Source organism: Sphingomonas bacterium, assembly GCF_028292945.1.
Classification (GTDB): domain Bacteria; phylum Pseudomonadota; class Alphaproteobacteria; order Sphingomonadales; family Sphingomonadaceae; genus Sphingomonas.
Genome location: NZ_JAQGLJ010000044.1, coordinates 29,173 through 50,845, shown reverse-complemented (window position 1 = coordinate 50,845; position 21,673 = coordinate 29,173). Strand labels below are relative to the sequence as shown.

General features: G+C 67.9%; 19 protein-coding genes and 1 pseudogene. 10 read left to right on the top strand and 10 right to left on the bottom strand.

The window, feature by feature from the left end:
* The 6 genes from JWN21_RS05635 to JWN21_RS05610 all read left to right on the top strand — a co-directional run.
* Positions 1-887: NAD-dependent epimerase/dehydratase family protein (locus JWN21_RS05635; RefSeq protein WP_299647120.1), on the top strand; the 887-nt coding region annotated here is incomplete at its 5' end.
* The gene (locus JWN21_RS05630; protein ID WP_299647119.1) at positions 884-2,050 is read left to right on the top strand and encodes a glycosyltransferase family 4 protein; all 1,167 of its coding nucleotides are present in this window, start codon (positions 884-886) and stop codon (positions 2,048-2,050) included. The genes JWN21_RS05635 and JWN21_RS05630, both read left to right, overlap by 4 nt.
* Positions 2,047-3,153, top strand: coding sequence for a glycosyltransferase (locus tag JWN21_RS05625; RefSeq protein ID WP_299647118.1), 1,107 nt, complete (start codon positions 2,047-2,049; stop codon positions 3,151-3,153). Before JWN21_RS05630 ends, JWN21_RS05625 begins: the two co-directional genes overlap by 4 nt.
* A complete protein-coding gene (locus JWN21_RS05620) occupies positions 3,150-4,262 on the top strand; it encodes a glycosyltransferase (protein ID WP_299647117.1) in 1,113 nt (370 codons plus the stop codon). The genes JWN21_RS05625 and JWN21_RS05620 overlap by 4 nt, the downstream gene beginning before the upstream one ends.
* Complete coding sequence (locus JWN21_RS05615; RefSeq protein ID WP_299647115.1) at positions 4,259-5,338, top strand: glycosyltransferase; 1,080 nt, start codon at positions 4,259-4,261, stop codon at positions 5,336-5,338. Before JWN21_RS05620 ends, JWN21_RS05615 begins: the two co-directional genes overlap by 4 nt.
* Positions 5,339-5,361: 23 nt before the next feature.
* The gene (locus tag JWN21_RS05610; protein WP_299647113.1) at positions 5,362-6,351 is read left to right on the top strand and encodes a UDP-glucuronic acid decarboxylase family protein; all 990 of its coding nucleotides are present in this window, start codon (positions 5,362-5,364) and stop codon (positions 6,349-6,351) included.
* A gap of 3 nt (positions 6,352-6,354) precedes the next feature.
* Here the strand turns inward: JWN21_RS05610 and JWN21_RS05605 are convergent, their stop codons facing one another.
* From JWN21_RS05605 to JWN21_RS05570, 8 genes and pseudogenes are all read right to left on the bottom strand, one after another.
* Entirely contained in the window at positions 6,355-7,104 is a 750-nt protein-coding gene (locus JWN21_RS05605) for a 3'(2'),5'-bisphosphate nucleotidase CysQ (protein ID WP_299647111.1), read from the bottom strand.
* Positions 7,086-8,927 (bottom strand): annotated as a pseudogene (gene cysN / locus JWN21_RS05600) (sulfate adenylyltransferase subunit CysN); the annotation flags it as partial. The pseudogene cysN and the gene JWN21_RS05605, both read right to left, overlap by 19 nt.
* Positions 8,928-8,998: 71 nt before the next feature.
* Positions 8,999-9,898, bottom strand: coding sequence for a sulfate adenylyltransferase subunit CysD (gene cysD, locus JWN21_RS05595; RefSeq protein WP_299647109.1), 900 nt, complete (start codon positions 9,896-9,898; stop codon positions 8,999-9,001).
* 63 nt (positions 9,899-9,961) lie between these two features.
* The gene (locus JWN21_RS05590) at positions 9,962-10,180 is read right to left on the bottom strand and encodes a hypothetical protein (RefSeq protein ID WP_299647107.1); all 219 of its coding nucleotides are present in this window, start codon (positions 10,178-10,180) and stop codon (positions 9,962-9,964) included.
* Between the two features lie 65 nt (positions 10,181-10,245).
* A complete protein-coding gene (locus JWN21_RS05585) occupies positions 10,246-11,490 on the bottom strand; it encodes an N-succinylarginine dihydrolase (RefSeq protein ID WP_299647105.1) in 1,245 nt (414 codons plus the stop codon).
* Positions 11,487-12,503: an arginine N-succinyltransferase gene (locus JWN21_RS05580; protein ID WP_299647103.1), complete on the bottom strand. Its 1,017-nt coding sequence runs from the start codon at positions 12,501-12,503 to the stop codon at positions 11,487-11,489. Before JWN21_RS05580 ends, JWN21_RS05585 begins: the two co-directional genes overlap by 4 nt.
* Positions 12,500-12,976: an RNA pyrophosphohydrolase gene (locus tag JWN21_RS05575; RefSeq protein WP_299647101.1), complete on the bottom strand. Its 477-nt coding sequence runs from the start codon at positions 12,974-12,976 to the stop codon at positions 12,500-12,502. The genes JWN21_RS05580 and JWN21_RS05575 overlap by 4 nt, the downstream gene beginning before the upstream one ends.
* Complete coding sequence (locus JWN21_RS05570) at positions 12,973-13,965, bottom strand: alpha/beta hydrolase (RefSeq protein ID WP_299647099.1); 993 nt, start codon at positions 13,963-13,965, stop codon at positions 12,973-12,975. The genes JWN21_RS05575 and JWN21_RS05570 overlap by 4 nt, the downstream gene beginning before the upstream one ends.
* A gap of 81 nt (positions 13,966-14,046) precedes the next feature.
* On the opposite strand from JWN21_RS05570, the gene JWN21_RS05565 reads away from it, so the two are divergent.
* The 4 genes from JWN21_RS05565 to JWN21_RS05550 all read left to right on the top strand — a co-directional run bounded on the left by JWN21_RS05565 (position 14,047) and on the right by JWN21_RS05550 (position 19,402).
* Positions 14,047-14,988 carry a histone deacetylase gene (locus JWN21_RS05565; RefSeq protein ID WP_299647097.1) on the top strand — a complete coding sequence of 314 codons (942 nt, stop codon included), beginning with the start codon at positions 14,047-14,049 and terminating at the stop codon, positions 14,986-14,988.
* A 74-nt stretch (positions 14,989-15,062) separates the two neighbouring features.
* Complete coding sequence (locus JWN21_RS05560; protein WP_299647095.1) at positions 15,063-17,033, top strand: 2-oxoacid:acceptor oxidoreductase subunit alpha; 1,971 nt, start codon at positions 15,063-15,065, stop codon at positions 17,031-17,033.
* Positions 17,034-17,079: 46 nt separating this feature from the next.
* Positions 17,080-18,099, top strand: coding sequence for a 2-oxoacid:ferredoxin oxidoreductase subunit beta (locus JWN21_RS05555; RefSeq protein WP_299647094.1), 1,020 nt, complete (start codon positions 17,080-17,082; stop codon positions 18,097-18,099).
* 118 nt (positions 18,100-18,217) lie between these two features.
* Positions 18,218-19,402, top strand: coding sequence for a cyclopropane-fatty-acyl-phospholipid synthase family protein (locus JWN21_RS05550; RefSeq protein ID WP_299647092.1), 1,185 nt, complete (start codon positions 18,218-18,220; stop codon positions 19,400-19,402).
* Here JWN21_RS05550 and JWN21_RS05545 read toward each other — a convergent pair.
* Positions 19,383-20,102 carry an SDR family NAD(P)-dependent oxidoreductase gene (locus tag JWN21_RS05545; RefSeq protein ID WP_299647090.1) on the bottom strand — a complete coding sequence of 240 codons (720 nt, stop codon included), beginning with the start codon at positions 20,100-20,102 and terminating at the stop codon, positions 19,383-19,385. The two genes, JWN21_RS05550 and JWN21_RS05545, sit on opposite strands and share 20 nt — an antisense overlap.
* A gap of 4 nt (positions 20,103-20,106) precedes the next feature.
* A complete protein-coding gene (gene purF, locus JWN21_RS05540; RefSeq protein ID WP_299647088.1) occupies positions 20,107-21,591 on the bottom strand; it encodes an amidophosphoribosyltransferase in 1,485 nt (494 codons plus the stop codon).
* Between the last annotated feature and the right edge of the window lie 82 nt (positions 21,592-21,673).

Genomic DNA, 21,673 nt, shown 5'->3' with positions numbered 1-21,673 from the left:
ACCACGCCCGCCTCGCCGCTGCGGCCGCCGGCGTTCAAGCCGTCTTCCATCTCGCCGCGCAGGTCGCCGTCACCACGTCCATGTCCGATCCGGCGGAGGACTTCGCGATCAACATCGGCGGCACCTTTGCGCTGCTCGAAGCCTTGCGCGCCGGGGGCGGCGGGACCCCGTTGATCTTCGCCTCGACCAACAAGGTTTATGGCGACCTTGCCGACCTCGATTTCGCGCTTGAGGACGAAGCGTATGTCCCGACCGATCCCGCCATCCGCGCGCATGGTATCGGCGAGGCGCGACCGCTTGACTTCCACACCCCCTATGGAGTGTCGAAGGGCGCGGCCGACCAGTATGTCCTTGATTATGCGCGCAGCTTCGGCGTGCCGACCTGCGTGCTGCGGATGAGCTGCATCTACGGCCAGCGTCAGATGGGCACCGAGGACCAGGGCTGGGTCGCGCACTTTCTCATCCGCGCGCTCGAGGGCAAGCCGATCACGCTTTTCGGCGACGGCTATCAGGTCCGCGACATCCTCGACGTGTCCGACGCGGTGGAGGCATATCTCGCGGCGTGGCGGCGCATCGACGCGGTGAGCGGCCGGGCGTTCAATCTGGGCGGCGGTCCCGACAACGCGGTTTCGCTGCGGCAGCTGATCGCGGAGATGGAGACGCTGGTCGGCCACGACGTCGACATCGACTGGAGCGACTGGCGCGCAGGCGACCAACGCTATTTCGTCGCCGACACGCGCGCCGCCGAGACCGCGCTCGGACTCGGACCCAAACTGCCGTGGCGCGAAGGCGTCGCGACCCTGGCGAAGTGGCTGGCCGCCGAACGCCGCCTCAACCTGCTGATCGCCCCCGAAGGCCCGGCCGAATTGGAGCGGCTGGCGTCATGAAGGTCCTGATGACCTGCGACGCGGTCGGCGGCGTGTGGCAATACGCCAGCGACTTGGCCGGCGCGCTGATGGGGCAGGGCGTCGAGGTCGTGCTAGTGGTGCTGGGGCCGTTTGACGAAGCCCGTCATCCGGGCCTTGAGCCGGGGTCCAGCGTGGTTCCGAGCGACGAGCTCGGCAACGAAGTACCGCGCTCCGGTCGGGCCTGGATGCCGGCTCAGGGCCGGCATGACGGTATACAGCTGATCCGCACCAATCTCCCCCTCGATTGGCTCGCCACCGGCCCCGACGACGTCCTCAACGCCGGTCGCGCCATCGCGGCGCTCGCCGCCGACCATCGCGTCGATCTCGTCCACCTCAACGCCCCCGCGCTGGCCGCCGGCGGGCCGTTTCCCGCGCCCGTCGTCGCGGTCGCGCATGGCTGCGTCGGCACCTGGTTCGCCGCCACCGACGGCAGCGCGCCGCCCGCGGAGCTGGCTTGGCACCGGCAGTTGATGCTCGCGGGCCTGCTCGCCGCTGACGCGGTGATCGCCCCCAGCGCCAGCTACGCCGCCGCCGTTCAACGCCACTACGACCTGCCCGCCACCCCGGTAACCGTTCACAACGGCCGGGCATTGGCGATGGCACCGTCCGGAGCGTCGGCCGACCATGTCTTCACCGCCGGGCGCTTGTGGGATCGGGCGAAGAACGCAAGCCTGCTCGACGCCGTCGCCGCGCGGCTGCCCGCGCCGCTGCGCGCCGCCGGTCCGGTCACCGGACCCCATGGCGAGAGCATCGCGCCCGAGCATCTCCACCTGGTCGGTACGCTCGACGTCGATGCGTTGGCCGGCGAATATGCGGCCGGGCCGATCTTCGTCTCCGCCGCCCGGTTCGAGCCATTCGGACTTGCGGTGCTGGAAGCTGCGCAGGCCGGCTGCCCGCTAATCCTGTCCGACATCGACACGTTCCGCGAGCTGTGGACGGGCGCGGCGCTGTTCGTTGGCGGCGACGATCCCACCGCCTGGGTCGCCGCGATCGAGCGCGTACGCGCCGATCCCGGCCTGCGCGCGCATCTCGGCGAGGCCGCCCGCACCCGTGCTGCGCGCTACACGGTCGAGGCGATGGCGGCGGGAACGCTCGCGATCTACCGCGCGCTGCTCGCTGAGCCGGTCAGGGCGGCGGCATGAGGATCACCTACCTCACTCACTCGCTGCGCTCGTGCTGGAACCACGGAAACGCGCATTTTCTGCGCGGTGTGCTCCGCGAGTTGCAGGCGATGGGGCATCAGGTCCGCGCCCTTGAACCGGAGACGAACTGGAGTCTCGACAATCTCTTCGCCGATGCCGGTGAGGCAGGTCTGGTCGCATTCCGTAACGCTTACCCGGATCTTGTGCCGGAAACCTACGCCGCGGACGCCGATGCGGCCGCGTTGGTGGAAGGTGCCGATCTCGTCATCGTTCACGAATGGAACGAACCCGCGCTGGTTGCGGCGCTCGGCGGTTTGCGAAAGCGCGGCGGCGGGTTCCGCCTCCTGTTCCACGACACGCACCATCGTGCCGTCAGCGCCCCGCACGAGATGAAGGCCTTTGATCTCAGCGGTTATGACGGCGTGCTCGCCTTCGGTGAGACGTTGTCAGAGGTGTATCGCGGCTGGGGGTGGGGTGGCCGGGTCTGGACCTGGCACGAAGCGGCCGACACTCGCCTGTTCCAGCCGCCTGTTGTCGAACAGACGCGGGAAGGCGTCGTCTGGATCGGCAACTGGGGCGATGGCGAACGCACCGCGGAGCTCGAGCAATTTCTGCTGAACCCGGCACAAGCTGCTGGAATGCGGCTGGATGTCTACGGCGTCCGCTATCCTGACGAGGCCAAGGCGCTGCTCGCGCGCTACGGCGCAGGCTATCACGGCTGGCTCCCCAACGCCCGTGCGCCGGAGGTGTTCGCGCGCGCTTTGGCAACCGTCCACGTACCTCGCCGCTACTACGCCACCATCCTGCCCGGCATCCCCACCATCCGCGTCTTCGAGGCGCTGGCCTGCGGCATCCCGCTGATCTCTGCACCGTGGGCGGACAGCGAAGGTCTGTTCCGCCCCGGTCAGGACTATCTGGTTGCGCGCGATGGCGGCCAAGTTCGGGACGATCTTAATATGTTGCGTGAGGATACCAACTCACGCGCCGAACTAGTCGCCTCGGGTCTCGAAACAATCCTCGCTCGCCACACCTGCGCCCATCGCGCCGCCGAGCTGCTCGCCATCGCCGCCCGGCTCGATCTTCCCGAAAGAAGCGCCGCATGAACCCTTCGACAGGCTCAGGACGGCGGATTGCCTTCTACGGCTCCAGCCTCCTATCCTCCTACTGGAACGGCGCCGCCACCTATTACCGCGGCATCCTGCGCGCGCTCGCCGGACATGGCTACGACATCACTTTCTACGAGCCCGACGCCTTCGATCGCCAGCAGCACCGCGACATCGATCCGCCCGCTTACGCCAAGGTCGTCGTCTACCCCGCCACCGCCGACGGCTTGCGCTCCGTTCTGGCGGAGGCGGGCAGGGCGGACATCGTCGTCAAGGCCAGCGGCGTCGGCGTGTTCGACCGCGAGCTGCTCGAGGGCGTGCTCGACCAGGCTGCGTCCCATGCGCTGAAGATCTTCTGGGATGTCGACGCCGCCGCGACGCTCGACGAGATGCGCAGCGATCCCGGACACCCGGTGCTGGGCGCGCTCGACGAGCTCGACATGGTGCTGACCTATGGCGGCGGTCCGCCGGTGATCGACGCCTATCTCGGCTTCGGCGCCAAGCAGTGCATCCCGGTCTACAACGCACTCGACCCGCAGACCCACCACCCAGTCGCCCCGGACGAGCGCTTCGCCTGCGACCTCGCGTTCCTCGGCAACCGTCTCCCCGATCGCGAGGCGCGCGTCGAGGAGTTCTTCCTCCGCGCCGCCGCCGCGCTGCCAGACCGGCGCTTCCTGATCGGCGGGAATGGCTGGGAAACCAAGGCGATGCCGGCCAACGTTCGCCACCGGGGTCATGTCTACACCGCCGAGCACAACGCCTTCAACTGCACGCCGGCCGCCGTGCTCAACGTCGCGCGCGACTCGATGGCGCATATCGGCTTCTCGCCAGCGACGCGCGTGTTCGAAGCCGCCGGTGCCGCGGCCTGCCTGATCACCGATGCCTGGGAGGGCATCGAGCAGTTCCTTATCCCGGATCAGGAGGTGCTGGTCGCGCGCGACGGTCAGGATGTCGCCGAACACCTGCAACGGCTTACGCCCGAGCGCGCCCGCAGCATCGGCCAGGCGGCGCTCAAGCGCGTCTTGGCCGAGCACACCTACGATCTGCGCGGCGTCCAGGTCGACAAGCTGTTCCGTGAGCATGTCGCCCGAGCGCGGGAGGCCGCATGAAGCTCGTCGTCCTTGGTCTTTCGCTGAGCTCGTCCTGGGGCAACGGCCACGCGACCACGTTCCGCGCGCTGCTCAAGGCGTTCGCGGCGCGGGAACATGACGTGCTGTTCCTCGAGCGCGACGTGCCCTGGTACGCGCCGCATCGCGACCTGCCCGATCCCGATTGGTGCCGGCTGGAGCTGTACCGCGACCTCGACGAGCTACAGTGCTGGAAGAGCGAGATCGCGCGCGCCGATGCGGTGATCGTCGGCTCCTACGTGCCCGATGGCGTCGCGGTCGGTCGCTTCGTGCAACGTACCGCGACCGGCGCGATTGCGTTCTACGACATCGATACCCCCGTCACGCTGGCCAAGCTGGCGCGTGGCGACGCCGAATATCTCTCGGCCGATCTCATCCCCGGCTATGACCTGTATCTCTCGTTCACCGGCGGTCCCACGCTGGCGCACCTGGAGTCGCAATACGGTTCGCCCGTCGCGCGCGCGCTTTACTGCTCGGTCGATCCCGCCGAGTACCGGCCGACCGGCGCGGCCAAGCGCTGGGATCTATCCTATCTCGGCACCTACAGCGACGATCGCCAGCCGACGCTGACCCGGCTACTGATCGACGTCGCCCGCCTGGCCCCGCACAAGCGCTTCGTGGTCGCCGGGCCGCAATATCCTGCCGACATAGACTGGCCCGTCAACGTCGAGCGCATCGACCATCTCCCCCCGGCCGAGCACGCCGCCTTCTATTCCGCGTCGCGCTGGACGCTCAACGTCACCCGCGCGGACATGATCGCGCGCGGCTGGTCGCCATCGGTGCGGTTATTCGAAGCCGCCGCCTGCGCGACGCCGATCGTCTCCGACCGGTGGGACGGTCTCGACCGGCTGTTCGAACCGGGTCGCGAGATCGTGCTGGCCGACACGACGGCCGACGTGCTCGCCGCGCTCGATCGCCCCGATGCCGCCGCCGTCGGCGAAGCAGGGAGAGCTCGCGTACTGGCCGAGCACACCGCGATGCACCGGGCGGCCGAGCTCGACGATCACCTCACCGCCGCTACGGCGCGGCCGCGTCGCACGCTCGTGCGCGCGGCATGAACAGCAAACAGGGGAACGCTCGCTTGTCCAATCCACTCACGCTGGTTGCCGGTGGCGCCGGGTTCATCGGCTCGCACCTGGTCCTGCGGCTGCTCGATCAGGACCACGAGGTCATCTGCCTCGACAACCTCCAGACCTCGCGCCCGTCGAACCTCAGTCTGCTGCAGGGGCGGCCGGGGTTCCGCTTCGTCGAGGCGGACATCGTCAACCCGCTGCCGACCGCCGTCACGGGAGAGGCAGGGCGCCTCACCCGCATCTACAATCTCGCCTGCGCCGCCTCGCCACCGCAATATCAGGCCGATCCCGAGCACACGATGCTGACCAACGTCGTCGGCACCAACCACCTGCTCCGCCTGGCGGAGAAGAGCGGCGCGCGGCTGCTGCTCACCTCGACGAGCGAAGTCTATGGCGACCCGGAGGTGCATCCCCAGCAGGAGGACTATCGCGGCGCGGTCAACTGCACCGGCCCGCGCGCCTGCTATGACGAGGGCAAGCGCGCCGCGGAGGCGCTTGCGTTCGACTATGCGCGCATGGGCCGGGCGGAAGTGCGCGTCGCGCGCATCTTCAATACCTATGGCCCGCACATGAACCCCGACGATGGCCGCGTGGTATCCAATCTGATCTGCCAGGCACTCTCGGACGAGGACATCACACTGTACGGCGACGGATCGCAGACGCGGTCGTTCTGCTACGTCTCCGACATGGTCGACGCGCTGACCGCGCTGATGGAGAGCGACGGCGACGGCTTGGCGCCGGTCAATGTCGGCAACCCGGTCGAGTTGACCGTCGCCGAACTCGCGGAGCGGGTCGTGGCGATGACGGGCACCCGCAACCGCATCGTCTATCGCCCTCTGCCGCAGGACGACCCCCGCCGCCGTCGCCCGGACATCACCCGTGCCCGGGCGTTGCTCGGCTGGGAACCGCGCGTCGGACTCGCCGAGGGGCTGGAGAAGACCTGCGCCTGGTTTGCGCGCGAACTGGCGCGGGAACCCGAATCGCTCGCGGCGGAGTAAGCTTCAGCCGAGCTGAGCCACCAGCGCCAGCACCCTTGCCGCCAGCTCCGGTCGGCAGATCAGCAGATCCGGCAGCAACGGGTCTTCGCGGTTATAACGCAGCGGCGTGCCGTCGATACGCGACGCATGCAGCCCCGCCGCCAGCGCCACCGCGACGGGAGCGCAACTGTCCCACTCATATTGCCCGCCGGCATGCAGGTAGATGTCGGCGCGCCCGTCCAGCACCGCCATCGCTTTGGCGCCCGCCGACCCCATGCTGATCACCTCCGCGTCGAGCGCGTTCGCGACGCCATGAACGACCGGAGGACAGCGCGTGCGGCTGGCCACCATGCGCAGTCGGTCTGTAAGCGGCGCAAGACCAGGCTGAGGATCGTCGGACGCGAACACGCGGCCCAGCGTCGGCAACGCCACGGCGCCGATGCGCGGCTCGCCGTCGATCGCCAGGCCGACATGGACCGCCCAGTCGTCCAGCCCGTCGGCATAGTCGCGCGTTCCGTCGAGCGGATCGATCACCCACACCCGGCTCGCCGAACAGCGCCTGCGATCGTCGGTGGTTTCCTCCGACAAGATGAAGTCGTCCGGCCGCGCCACGCGCAGTGCCGCTAAAATCAGATCGTCCGCCTCACGGTCGCCCCGCGCGCCCAGCGCAGCGCCGGTCACGCCTCCGCGCGTACGGATCGCGAGCAACAGCGCGCCAGCCTGCACCGCGAGCTCCCGCGCCAGGGCAGCATCGCCTAAAGGTCGTAGCTCCATATCCCGATCACCTGCTCCACGATCCGCGCCGCCGCCGCTTCCGCGCTCTCACGCGTGGTGTCCACCCGGATGTCGGGGCTGTGCGGCGCTTCATACGGACTGGAGATGCCGGTGAACTCCGCAATCTCGCCGGAGCGCGCCTTGGCGTACAGCCCCTTGGCGTCACGAGCTTCCGCCACCTCCAGCGGCGCGTCGACGAAGATCTCGATGAACGCGCCCGGCGGCAGCAGCTGGCGCACCGCGTCGCGTTCGGCCCGGAACGGCGAGATCAGCGCGGTCAGTACGATCAGCCCGGCCTCGGTCATCAGCTTGGCCACCTCGCCCACCCGGCGGATGTTCTCTGCGCGATCCGCGGGGGAAAAGCCCAGATCGCGGCTGAGGCCGTGGCGAAGGTTGTCGCCGTCGAGCAGGAAGCTGTGCCGACCCAGCGCGTGCAGCCGCTGTTCGACCAGGTTCGCGATGGTCGACTTGCCCGCGCCGGACAGCCCCGTGAACCACAGCACCTTCGCGACCTGGCCCTTCTGCCGGGCATGCGCCTCGCGTGTCACCTGCGCCGCTTCCCAATGCACATTCGTCGCGCGGCGATGCGCGTGGCGGATCATGCCGGCGGCGGCGGTCGCGTTGGTATCGCGGTCGATGAGGATGAACCCGCCCAGGTCAGCGCCCTCGGCATAAGGCGTGAACGCGATCGGCTGGTCGGTACGCACGTCGGCGATGCCGATGTCGTTGAGGCGCAGCGTCGTCGCGGGCAGCTCGGCTTGCGTGTTGACGTCTACCACGTAAGCGGGCGGCGCGATCGTCGCGCCCACCGTCTGTGTACCGAGCTTCAGCAGATAGCCGCGTGCCGGCACCAGCGGCGCATCGTCCATCCACACCAGCGTCGCGGAGAAATGGTGCCCCGATTCCGGCGCGTCGTCGGCGGCGGCGATGACGTCGCCGCGCGAACAATCAACCTCGTCGGCAAGCAGCAGCGTCACCGACTCGCCCGCGCGAGCAAACTCCCGGTCGCCGTCGAAGCCAGCGATCCTCGCCACCGTGCTCATCCGTCCGGAAGGCACCACCCGAATTGCATCGCCCGGCCGCACGGTGCCGCTCGCAATCATCCCGGCGAACCCGCGAAATTCGGGGCCAGGTCGGTTCACCCATTGCACGGGCATCCGGAACGGCCCGGCGGCGGCGCGGTCGGTGTCCACCGGCACCGTTTCCAGATGCGCCAGCAGCGTCGGCCCGGTGTACCAGGCCAGTTCCGGAGAGGGCGCGATCACATTGGCGCCCGTCAGCCCCGATACCGGGATCGCGGTCACCGCCGCGATCCCGATCGAGTCCGCAAAGGCGCGGTAATCGGCTACGATCCCGTCGAAGCGCGCCTGATCGTGGCCGATCAGGTCCATCTTGTTGACCGCCAGCACCAGGCTGCGGACGCCGATCAGATGCGCCAGCCAGCTGTGCCGCCGCGTCTGCGTCAGCACCCCCTTGCGTGCGTCGATCAGGATGATCGCCAGGTCGGCGGTCGATGCGCCCGTCACCATGTTGCGTGTATATTGCTCGTGTCCGGGCGTATCGGCGACGATGAAGCTGCGGCGCTCTGTGGAGAAGTACCGGTAGGCGACGTCGATCGTGATGCCCTGCTCGCGCTCGGCCGCAAGCCCGTCGACCAGCAGCGCCAGGTCGAGCGCGTCACCCTGCGTACCGACCCTGCGCGAGTCGGTCGCCAGCTGCGCCATCTGGTCCGACGCGATCGCGCGCGTATCGTGCAGCAATCGCCCGATCAGCGTCGACTTCCCGTCGTCCACCGAGCCACAGGTGATGAAGCGGAGGAGAGTGCCAGCCGTCCCCCTGTCGCTTGAGGGAGCAGGTAGGTCGGCCTTCCTCGCGAGCGGGAGGGGAGCAATCATCAGAAATACCCCTCGCGCTTCTTCTTCTCCATACTCGCGGCCTGATCACGATCAATCGCCCGCCCCTGACGTTCGGACGTGGTGGAGGCGCGCATCTCGGCGATGATGGCGGGCAGGTCCGCGGCCTCGCTCTCCACCGCGCCGGTCAGCGGATAGCAACCCAGCGTCCGAAAGCGGATCGAGCGCTCGACCGGCACCTCGCCGGGGCGCAGACGAAACCGATCGTCGTCGACCATCAGGATCATGCCGTCACGTTCCACCGTCGGGCGCGGCGCGGCGAGGTATAACGGCACGATCTCGATGCCCTCGGCCGCGATATACTGCCACACGTCCAGCTCGGTCCAGTTCGACAGCGGAAACACACGCATGCTCTCGCCCGGATTGATGCGCGCGTTGTAGAGCCGCCACAGCTCGGGCCGTTGCGCCTTCGGGTTCCACGCATGCGCGGCCGAGCGGAACGAGAAGATGCGCTCCTTGGCGCGGCTCGCCTCCTCGTCGCGCCGCGCACCACCGAACGCCGCGTCGTAGCGGCCCGCCGTCAGTGCCTGCTTCAACCCTTCGGTCTTCCACAGATCGGTGTGGCGCGAGCCGTGGTCGAAGGGATTGATGCCATCGGCCTCGGCCTGCGGGTTGCGATGGACGATCAGCTCCATCCCCGCACTCGCCGCCGCGCGATCGCGCAGCGCGTACATCGCGCGGAACTTCCAGGTCGTATCGACATGCAACAGTGGAAAGGGCGGGCGGGCGGGGAAAAACGCCTTCTTGGCCAGGTGCAGCATGACCGCGGAGTCCTTGCCGACCGAGTACAGCATCACCGGCCGCTCGGCCTCCGCCACCACCTCGCGCAGGATGTGGATGCTCTCCGCCTCGAGGCGCTGGAGGTGGGTCAGGGCGGTCATCGCGGTGGGACATAAGGCGGGTGGCCGCGGGGACCACGAACTTATCCTGTCGCCCGCGATAGCTCAGCCCTCGCGCGATACCTCGACCGAGTGGAGGATGCGCGTGCCGGCCATGAAAACTGCCACCGGACACAGCAGGAACAGCAGCTTGCCGCCGACACCGGGGTATTGCTGCATGTAATGCACGCCGCGTTCAACCGCGCCCACGCCAAGGCCATAGATGATCAGGAAGGCCTCGAACTTGGTTTTGATAGTAAACAGGCGGGCGATGCGGGCGAACATGCTTCGTGATTAGCAAGGAAGGGGCCACCCGCGGTTTTCCGCCGATCCGGTGTTAACGAACGTGGTTACGTGTAAGTTAATTCGACAAGGTCCAGCGCCTCCAGCAGCGCTCGCCGGGCGTTTTCCGCCGCCGGCCACGCGCCCAGCGTGCGATGCTCCTCCGGCCCGACACGCTCCGGCCAATGCGCCTCGATCACGCGGGAAATCACGTCCAGTCGCACTCCGTCGACCAGGAACCGCCGGTCCACCGTCGCCGGATCGCACACGACGCGCAGCCTCAGGCACGCCGGCCCGCCACCATTCGCCATCGACTCGCGCACATTGACGGGAACAAGTCGCCGGATCGGCCCATTGCCTGCCACCAGCGCCTCCAGCCACCGCCAGACGCGGTTGTTCTCCTGAGCTTCGGAAGGCAGGATCAGCGCCATGCCCCCGGACGGCAGCGTGACTAACTGCGCGTTGAACAGATAGCTCGCCACGGCATCGGCCAGGCTGAGGGCGCTCGCGGGCACCTCGATGATCTCCACACATGGCAGCCGCGCCCGCAGCGCGTCGTAGAACTGCACCTTGTCCGCGAACGCCTGTTCGTGCGCGAACAGTACGCGCTCGTTGGCGACCGCGACCACATCATTGTGGAACGCGCCGGCGGCGATCGCCTCGTCCGATTGGCGGACGAACAGCGCATCGACACCATGACGTCGCGCGACCGCCGCACTCGCCTGACGATGCTGACGGGCAGGGAAGGGGCCGCCGCTCTCGCCATAGACGAACACCTCGACGCCCGTCTCACCATGCCGCTCGCTCAGCCGCATGTGGTTCGCCGCCCCCTCGTCGCCAAAGGGCGGCGGCACGGGTCCATGCACCGCGAACGCTGGGTGCGCGAAGGCCAGCCGCAACTGCGCGAGCGTCTCGGGCCATTCATGACTGCGATGCGGCATGGTGACGAGGTTCGCGACCGAAAGGTGACAGCGCCCGTCCGCGGTATCGGGCGCGGGCGAGACCGTCGCCGCATTGGCCGCCCACATCGCGGATGCCGAGGCCGACGCGGCCCACAGCGACTGCGCCTCGCCGGCGTCGGTGCCCAGCTCGGCCAGCCACACATCGTTGGGTCGTCGATGCGGCAGCAGCACGCCCTGCACCAGGCCGAGCCGGACATTCGCGCGCATCTTGGCGAGTCCCTCCAGCGCGGCCGCGCGCGGAAAGGAGGGTCGGCCGGCGTTCGCCGTCGCCGCCAGATTGCCCAGGCTCAGCCCGGCATAGTTATGCGTCGGCCCGACGATGCCGTCGAGGTTGACCTCGACGAGGGTCACAAGCGAGGAACGTGGCGCACCTGGTCACCGGCGGCCAGGCCGAGCGCCTGAGCACAAGTGGCCGATACCGAAACGCCACCAGTTTGCGCGTGGATCCTGCCGAAGGCGCAGCGGAAGTCCGCGAGTCGACCGGTCGCCACCAGCTGCTCGTCACCATCGCCCGCGTCCGTTGCGATGACGGGGGCAACCTGTGACTGCGCCACCGATCGCACCCGATCGGTATGGGCGGTCATCGTCGGGCCGCCGTCGAAGATGTCGACATAGCGTTCGTAAGCGAACCCCTCATTCTCCAGCATCCGCATCGCCGCGCGACCCGACGGGTGCGGCAGGCCGATCGCAGCGCGCGCGGTCTCGCTCAGCATCGCGGTATAGATCGGGTGCTTGGGCATCAGATCGGCGATGAATTGGTGCCCGTGGATGGCGTTGAACTGGTCGGCGTCCTGGAAATTCATCCCGAAGAACCGCCCTGCCAGCCCGTCCCAGAACGGTGAACCGCCCGCCTCGTCGATCACGCCACGCAGTTCCGCCAGGATGCGACCGGCGAACCGCGAACGATGCGCGGCGATGAACAGGTAGCGAGCGCGGGCGAGCAGCAGCCCGAGTCCGCCTGCACGTTCACCGGGGTGGAGAAAAAGACCGCCGACCTCGCAGCTGCCCTCAAGATCGGTCGTCAAGCTCAGCATCTCGGCGCGAAATGTACGCCCCAGCCGGTCGCTATGCTGCGTCAGCGTGCCCAGCCGATAGGAATAGAAGGGCAGCTTGCGTCCGACTTCGGTGAACAGCTGGCACGTCCCGCGAACTTCTCCGGTCTCGGTGTTCTCCAGCACCAGCACGAACAGCTCGTCATCGATCGTATCCGCATCGCGCGCGAATGCGGCGCGGCTGCGGTCCAGCTTGGTCTGCAACGCACGGCGATCAGGCGGCAGGTTGGTGAACCCGCCGCCGGTCAGCTTTGCCATCTCGTATAGCGGCTGGAGGTCGCGATCGGTTGCTGCCCGGACGACGAAGCTCACAGATGCGCCTGGAAGGCGGCGAGCACGTCGCAATACAGCTGCTGCTTGAACCGCACGATCAGCGCCGGCACCTCGGCCGGATCCACCCAGCGCCACGCCCGGAACTCGGGTTCGGCGGTGGCGATGTCCACGTCGCTGTCCTCACCGATGAAGCGGAAGAGGAACCATCGCTGACGTTGACCGCGCCAGCGGCCTTTCCAGATCGTCTTCGCCAGCTCGGGCGGCAGGTCGTAGAAGAACTCCCCCTCCGCCTCGGCGATCAGCTGGAGGTGCTCGGGCGCGATGCCGGTTTCTTCGCCGATTTCGCGCACGGCGGCGGCCAGCGCATCCTCACCGGGGTCGATCCCGCCCTGCGGCATCTGCCACGCCTCCACCACCGAATCGAGACGCTGGCCGACGAACACCTGACCGTCGCGATTGAGCAGCATGACGCCCGCGCAGGGGCGATAGGGCAGGGCGCTAATGTCCGTCACCCCGCCGCCTGCGCCATGACCCGAGCGCCCTCGACCTCGGTCACCGCTGCGCGCACGGCGGCCAGGTAGCCCGCCACGTCGCCCGCCGCCGACGGGATTGCCCGACGAAGCGTGATGAAGCCATGCACCGTGCCCACCGCTTCGCGATAGGTCACGGGCACTCCCGCCGCGATCAGCGCACCGGCATAGGCGCGGCCCTGATCACGGATCGGATCGAGGCTGGCGGTGACGATCACGGCGGGCGGCATGCCCGCCAGGTCCGCGTTCAACGGCGAGCCCCGCTGATGCTGCAGGTCGGCGGCATAGCAGTCTGCAAACCAGTCCATCGACTCAGCCGTCAGCAGGTGCCCGGTGCCGAACTGTTCGTAGGATGGGTAATCGCCGCCGAGGTCCGCGGCCGGATAGATCGGCGCCTGCACCAGCACCGGCACCGCCGCGGGCCGATCGCGCAGGTCGAGCGCGGCGACGATCGTCAGCGTGCCGCCCGCGCTGTCGCCCATCAGCACCAGCCCCGTCACCTTGCGCCCCAGTTCCGCCGGGCTGTCCGCCACCCAGCGTGCCGCAGCCTCCGCATCATCGGGTGCGGCGGGCCACTTCGCCTCCGGCGAGAGGCGATAATCCACGGCGATCACGGGCAGATCCAGCTGCCGCGATGCCTCCGCGCAGAAGCCGGCATGGGTGTCGAGGTCGCCGATGACGAAGCCGCCGCCATGAAAGAACACGACCGCCGGCCCCGGTGGTCGTGCTGGGCGATGGTCGAACAGCCGCGCCGGGATCGCACCGGCAGGGCCGGGGATGGACAGGTCGGAGATCGTCGCCAGCTCGCCCAGCGGCAGGTCGGCGACGTCCTTCATCGCCCGATACATCGCCCGCGCCCCGGCCGCGCCCACTTCATGGGTTTTCGGCCCCGGCAGCGCGTTGAGGTAATCCAGGAACCCGCGCACGTCGGGCCGGACATAGGGCTGCACGTCGGCTTGCGATCCTGCCACATCTGTTCTCCCGACATCCACGCCTGTCCGTGCCTAGCGAACGGAAGTTGGTTCTGTCTCTCGGCAGCCTACCTATGCGCGGTGATCCCGGTCGTCCACCACCCCGCCTATGTGGCCGGTCCCGATCCCGGCGCGCCGCCCGGCGCCAGGATGGCACAGTCGAGCAAGAACGGGCTGATCCGTGACCTGCTGCTGGGCAGCGGCGCAGCGATCGACTGGCACATGCCAGAGCCCATGCCGCGCCGCTGGCTGGAGGAGGTGCACGACCCGGACTATGTCGCGCAGGTGCTCGCCGCCGCCGTGCCACGCGACAAGGAGCGCCGTATCGGGTTTCCGGTGACGCCTGCCGTCGCATCCCGCGCCCGCGCGGTGCCCGGCGGCACCTGGCTCGCCGCCCGCATGGCTTTACGCCACGGGTTCGCGGCGAACAGCGCGGGTGGAAGTCACCACGCGCTGGCGGAGACGGGGGCGGGCTATTGCGTCTTCAACGATCTGGCGGTGGCAGCGGTGCGGCTGATCGAGGAGGGCACGGTCGAGCGGCTGCTGGTGGTCGACGTCGACGTGCATCAAGGCGACGGCACCGCTGCGTTGACCGCAGGCCGGCCGGGCATCGCCACCTATTCGATTCACGCCGCCAAGAACTTCCCCGTGCGCAAGGCGCGGTCGACGCTCGATGTCGAACTCGCCGACGGAGTCGGGGACAACGAGTACCTCCACACGCTCGAGACCACGCTGACGCCGTTGCTCGACGAGATGCGACCACGGCTCATCCTCTACCAGGCGGGCGTCGATCCTTTCGAGGGCGACCAGCTCGGCCGCCTGGCGCTGACCGACGCCGGACTGCTTGCACGCGAGGGCCTCGTCGCGCGGCTGGCGAGAGCGCGTGGCATCGCGCTGGCGAGCACCGTGGGCGGCGGTTACGGTCCCGACAAGCCCGCGATCGCGCGGCGACACGTCGCGGCGATTTTGACGCTGGGCGAGGCGTTCGGGTTGAATGCTACTGCCGGGGGCGTGCTGAGGTAAGCGCACGTAAAGCCTTTCTTCTTGGCCCCGCCCCCTCGACGGGCCTAGAGAGCGTGGAGGAAAGAGGAACATCCATGGCGACAGCCGCCCACCAAGTTACGCCCGCCGAGGCGGCCGCCCACCCCGCGCCCGAGTCGGTCGTGGTCCGCTTTGCCGGCGACAGCGGCGACGGCATGCAGCTGACGGGCGGACAGTTCACATTGTCCACCGCGCTTGCGGGCAATGATCTGGCCACCTTTCCCGATTTTCCTGCCGAGATCCGCGCGCCGCTCGGCACGCTGTTCGGCGTCTCTGCGTTCCAGATCAACTTCGGCTCCACCGACATCGAGACGGCCGGCGACGAGCTGGACGTGTTGGTCGCGATGAATCCCGCCGCGCTCAAGACCAATCTCGACGCGCTGCGCCCGGGCGGTCTTATCATCGCCGACGCGGGCGAGTTCAACGCGCGTAATCTCGCCAAGGCGAAGTACGACGCGGATCCGCTGACCGACGACAGCCTCGACAAGTGGCAGCTGCTGGCCTTCGACATCTCACAGCTGACGCTGGATGCGGTGAAGCCGTTCGGGATGGGCAACAAGGACGCGCTGCGCTGCAAGAACATGTGGACGCTGGGGCTGGCGCTGTGGATGTTCGACCGCGATCGCGCGCCGATCGTCGACTGGCTACAGACCAAGTTCGCCAAGATGCCGACGCTGGCGGAGGCGAACATAGCCGCGCTCAACGCCGGTCATGCCTATGGCGAGACCGCCGAACTGGCGGGGCCGCTCAAGCAGCATCATATCGGCGTCGCACCGGCGGAGGCCGGCCTGTGGCGGACCGTGACGGGCGCGGACTCGATCAGCCTCGGCCTGGTCGCGGGCGCGCAGCTCGCGGGGCTGCCGATGTTCTTCGGCGGCTATCCGATCACGCCCGCGTCGGCGATCCTGCACTCGCTTTCGCGATTGAAGGAGTTCGGCGTCACCACCTTCCAGGCGGAGGACGAGATCGCCGCGATCGGCTCGGCGATTGGCGCCAGCTACGCGGGTCAGCTCGGCGTCACCTCGTCGTCGGGGCCCGGCATCGCGCTCAAGGGCGAGGCGATGGGGCTGGCGATCATGACCGAGCTGCCGCTGGTGATCATCAACTCGCAGCGCGGCGGGCCATCGACCGGACTTCCCACGAAGACCGAGCAGTCCGATCTATACCAGGCCGTTTACGGCAGGAACGGCGACGCGCCGATGCCGGTGATCGCCGCGCGATCGGCGGCCGATTGCTTCGATGTCGCGATCGAGGCGGTGCGAATCGCGACGCAGTACATGACCCCCGTCATGGTGCTGACCGACGGTTATATCGCCAATGCCGCCGAGCCATGGAAAGTGCCCGATTTCAGCAGCTACGAGCCTTTTCCTGTGACGTTCGCCGAGAAATCAGGCGAGGGGTTTCATCCCTATGCCCGCGACAACAAGCTGGCGCGACCCTGGGCAAAGCCTGGTACGCCCGGCCTGCTCCACCGCATCGGCGGGATCGAGAAGAAGCAGGGCACCGGCAACATCGACTACAGCCCTGCCAATCACCAAGAGATGACCGACACCCGACGCGCCAAGATTGATGGAGTGGTGGTGCCTGACCAAGAGGTCGAACTTGGCGAGACCAGCGGTAAGCTTGCCGTAGTCGGCTGGGGATCGACGTTCGGCCCAATCCACCAGGCCGTGCGTCGCGCGCGTCGCCGCGGGCAAGACGTGCACCACATTCACATCCGGCACATCTGGCCGATGCCAAAGAATATGGCTGTCCTACTTCGCGGCTATGAGTCCATACTCGTGCCCGAGATGAATACGGGCCAGCTCAAGACGGTGCTGCGCGACCAGTTCCTGGTCGACGCCAAGCCGCTCAACAAGGTGTCGGGACAGCCGTTCCGCATCTCGGAGATCGAGGCCGCGATCGACGCGGCGTTGCGCGGGCCCGTGGGCGGGGAGGTGCCGGCCGACAATACGCAGGTGACGAACCCCGTCGCCGGTCACGACGATGGCAGTCTTGCCGACCATCTCTCGCCACAGTCGGTGTGATTACGCCTGAACTTCCATTGAACTTCCGCCGCGTGGACGCAAAGCAATGAACGACATGACCCCCTTCCTGACAAAGCCCAAGGACTGGGAGACCGATCAGGAGGTCCGCTGGTGCCCGGGCTGCGGCGACTATGCGATCCTCAAGGCGGTGCAGCGCACCATGCCCGAGATTGGCGCGCGGCCGGAGAATACGGTGTTCGTCAGCGGGATAGGCTGCTCTTCTCGCTTTCCCTACTACATGGAGACGTACGGCTTCCACACGATCCACGGCCGCGCGCCGACGATCGCGACGGGGGTGAAGCTCGCCAATCCGGAGCTCGACGTGTGGATCATCACCGGTGACGGTGACGCGCTGTCGATCGGCGGCAACCACACGATGCACCTGCTGCGGCGGAACCTGAACTGCCAGTTCCTGCTGTTCAACAACGAGATTTATGGGCTTACCAAGGGCCAGTATTCGCCGACCTCGCGCGTCGGTACGCGCTCGCCGTCCACGCCGCTCGGTTCGGTCGATCGTCCCGCCAACCCGTGCGCCTTTGCGCTCGGCAGCGGGGCGCGGTTCGTGGCTCGGGGGATCGACGTCAGCAAGCACCTCGTCGGCGTGCTCAAGGCCGCCTATGCGCATCAGGGTGCGGCGTTCGTCGAAATCTTCCAGAACTGCATCGTGTACAATGACGACGTGTTCGCGCCCTTCACCGACAAGAAGCAGGGTGCCGACCAGAATCAGCTGTGGGTCGAGCATGGCAAGCCGTTGATCTTCGCCGGCGGGACGAAGGGGCTGGCGCTCGATGTCGCCACGCTCCAGCTCAAGGTCGTCGCCGCCGACGATCCCGCCGTCGCCGTCCACGACCAGACCAACCGCGGCCTAGCGCACATGCTGGTCGAAATGCCGTTCGGCGAGTTCCCGATGGCGCTCGGCATCCTCTACGACGATCCCGCGCCGACCTTTGACAGCGCGGTGATCGAGCAGAACGCGGCCGCGGCGGCGGGCAAGAAGCCGGACATGCAAAAGCTGTTGAGCAAGGGCCAGACCTGGATGGTCGACAAGCAGCCGCACCTGGTCTGAGCCGCGGCCGGCACGCTCGCAGCGTAGCTGCGCGCGAGACCGGCAAGGCCGGCCGGCGGGCAATGCCCGTTCGACGTCACGGGATTTACTCCCGTGACGGCCTCGCGAAGAGAGCCTGATGTTCAATCGCCTGTTCGTGCCAATGTTTCACCGCATCCTCGATACCATCGACGCAGGGCTGGACGAGGGCGGCATCGACGCGACGTTACCGGACGGCACGCACCGTGTGCTGGGCGGCCGCGCGCCTGGGCCGATCCCCATAGTCTCGGTCCACCGCTGGCGCGCGCTGACCCGGCTCGTCACCGGCGGGTCGATAGGCTGGTATCGCGGCTGGCGCGACGGCGACTGGTCCAGCCCCGACCCGGTGCCGCTATTCGACCTGTTTATGCGCAACCGCGTCCCGTTGGGCCGTACGGCACGGTCGGGTGGCCCGGCTCGCCTCGCCGCTCGTGCCTGGCACGCGATGCGCCGCAACACGCCGCGACGAGCGCAGGAGAATATCGAGGCGCATTACGACCTCGGCAACGACTTCTATCGCGAATGGCTGGACGCAAGCTTGACCTATTCCAGTGCGATGTTCGCCGGGGAGCTTGGGGGCGAGGAGACGCTGGAGGCAGGACAACAGCGCAAGCTGGCGGCGATCCTCGCGCGCACCGGCGCATCAGCCGGGGACGAGGTGCTCGAGATTGGCTGCGGCTGGGGCTCGTTCGCCGCTGTCGCTTCCGCGGCAGGCGTCCGCGTACGCGGCCTGACGCTCTCCACCGAGCAGCAGGCATTCGTCCATGCCCGTGCGCTGCCCGGCGTCACGGTCGCTCTCGCCGACTATCGCGACGAGCAGGGCCGCTACGATGCGGTCGCGTCGATCGAGATGGTGGAGGCGGTGGGGCAGGAGTATTGGCCCGCCTATCTCGACACTATCGCGCGCGTCCTGAAGCCGGGCGGCCGCGCGGCGCTGCAGTTCATCAGCATCGCCGACGACGTGTTCCCGGCCTATGCCGACAGCGTCGATTTCATCCAGCGCTACGTCTTCCCTGGCGGGATGCTGCTGTCTACCGAACGCTTCCGCGTACTCGCCGAGGAGCGTGGACTGGTCTGGACCGACCACCACGCCTTCGGCCCCAACTATGCCGAGACACTCCGCTGCTGGCGAGAGCGGTTCGACCATGCGGTGACCGAGGGCCGCCTGCCCACTCGGCTCGACGCCAGCTTCGTTCGGCTCTGGCGGTATTACCTGATGTATTGCGAAGGCGGCTTCCGCGGCGGTGGCATCGATGTCGCCCAGGTCACGCTGGTGAAGCGCTAACCCGTTCGAAGTGCCCGGCGTCGAACCCCGCCTCCGCAAGTGCTACGATCCGCTCCGCGACCACGGCGGGGCCCTTGACGGACAGCGGGTCCTCGCCCGGAAAGGCGCGCGCGCGCATCGCGGTGCGGGTCGCGCCGGGATCGACGATCGCGGTGCGGACCCGGCTGATGGCGGCCATCTCGTCGCCATAGGCACCCAGCAGCGTCTCGAACGCCGCCTTGGAGGCACCGTACAGTCCCCAATAGGCGCGTGGGGTTCGCCCGACCGATGATGTGATGCCGATCACCTTGCCCGCCGCAGCGCGCCGCAGCAGGGGATCGAACGCAGCGATCATTGCGCCTTGCGCGCTGACATTGAGGGTCAGGACGCTCGCCATCTCCTTGGGATCGATCGCCGGGACCGCACCCAGCTGACCCAGCGTGGCCGCGTTGAGCACGAGCAGGTCCAGCGCGTTCCAGCGCCCCTCCACCGCCACCGCCAGCTTGGCGATCGCATCGGTCTGCGTCAGGTCCAGCGGCGCGATCGTCGCCGATCCGCCCGCGTCGAAGATGCGCTGCTCCACCTCCTCCAGCCCCGCTGCCGTACGCGCGGTCAGCACCACATGCGCACCGCGCGCGGCCAGCGCCTCGGCGGTCGCCGCGCCGATGCCCCGGCTCGCGCCGGTCACGACCGCTACCTGTCCCTTCAGCGACGTCGTCATGCGATCAGTTCACCCGCTCCGCCAGCAGCGCGAACTGGTCGACATCCGCCGACTCGTCCTGGTCGGTCAGCGTCGTGGGATAATCGCCGGTGAAGCAGGCATCGCAATGCTTGGGCCGGATGTCGGCGCGCTTCGGCTCGCCCAATGCTTTGTAGAGCCCGTCGATCGAAACGAAGGCCAGGCTGTCGCAGTGGATGAAGTCGGTCATGCCGCCGAGATCGAGCTTGGCAGCAAGCAGCTTCGTTCGCTCGGGCGTGTCGACACCATAAAAGCAGCTGTGTCGGGTCGGCGGGCTGGCGATGCGCAGGTGGACTTCCGCCGCGCCCGCCTCGCGCATCATCTGAACGATCTTCAGGCTGGTCGTCCCGCGCACGATCGAATCGTCGATGAGCACCACCCGCTTGCCTTTGATGAGCGCGCGGTTGGCGTTGTGCTTCAGCTTGACACCGAGGTGACGGACACCGTCCCCCGGCTGGATGAACGTGCGGCCGACATAGTGCGAGCGGATGATGCCTAGCTCGAACGGGATGCCGCTTGCCTGCGCATAGCCGATCGCCGCCGGCACGCCCGAATCGGGGACCGGGATGACCAGGTCGGCGTCGACCGGCGCCTCGCGCGCCAGCTCGGCGCCGATCCGCTTGCGAACGTCGTAGATGGACCGATCGTCCACGATCGAATCGGGCCGCGAAAAATACACCCATTCGAAGATGCAGGGCCGCGGGCTCATCGGCGCGAACGGCTTGATCGAGCGCACCTCCTGACCGTTGGGCGTGTCCTGAACGATCACCAGTTCGCCCGGCAGCACCGAGCGCTCGAAGGTCGCGCCGACTACGTCCAGCGCCACCGTCTCGCTCGCGAACACGACCGCGCCGTTCAGCCGGCCAATCACCAATGGCCGGATGCCGAGTGGATCGCGACACGCGATCATTCCCTCGGGCGTCATCACGATCAGCGAATAGGCGCCTTCGATCTGCTTGAGCGCGTCGATAAAGCGGTCGAGCAGGGTGCGATAACTGGACGTGGCGACCAGATGAATGATCGTCTCGGTGTCGGACGTCGACTGAAAGATAGACCCGCGCCGGACCAGTTCCTTGCGCAGCCGCTGGGCGTTGGAGATGTTGCCGTTGTGCGAGATCGCGAACCCGCCCGACTGCAGCTCGGCATAGAGCGGCTGGACATTGCGCAACACCGCCTCGCCCGTCGTCGAGTAGCGGACGTGCCCCGCAGCGACCGACCCCGTCAGCGCACGGATGATGTCATCGCGGTCGAAATTGCCGGCGACATGACCCATCGCGCGGTGGGTATGGAACGAGCGACCATCGAACGAGGTGATCCCCGCCGCCTCCTGCCCACGATGCTGCAGCGCGTGGAGCCCAAGCGCGACCAATGCCGCCGCCGAGTCGCTGCCGGACACGCCGAAGATGCCGCACTCCTCGCGCAGCTTGTCTCCGTCTGGATCGAAGGGTTCGAAAGGATTGGTTGTCAGCATGGGCGCTCGCGTCGTGCGTGGCCCCTATAGGTCAGTCGTCCGTGAATGTCGCCCCTCACTCGGCCGCTGTTGGCGCAAGGCG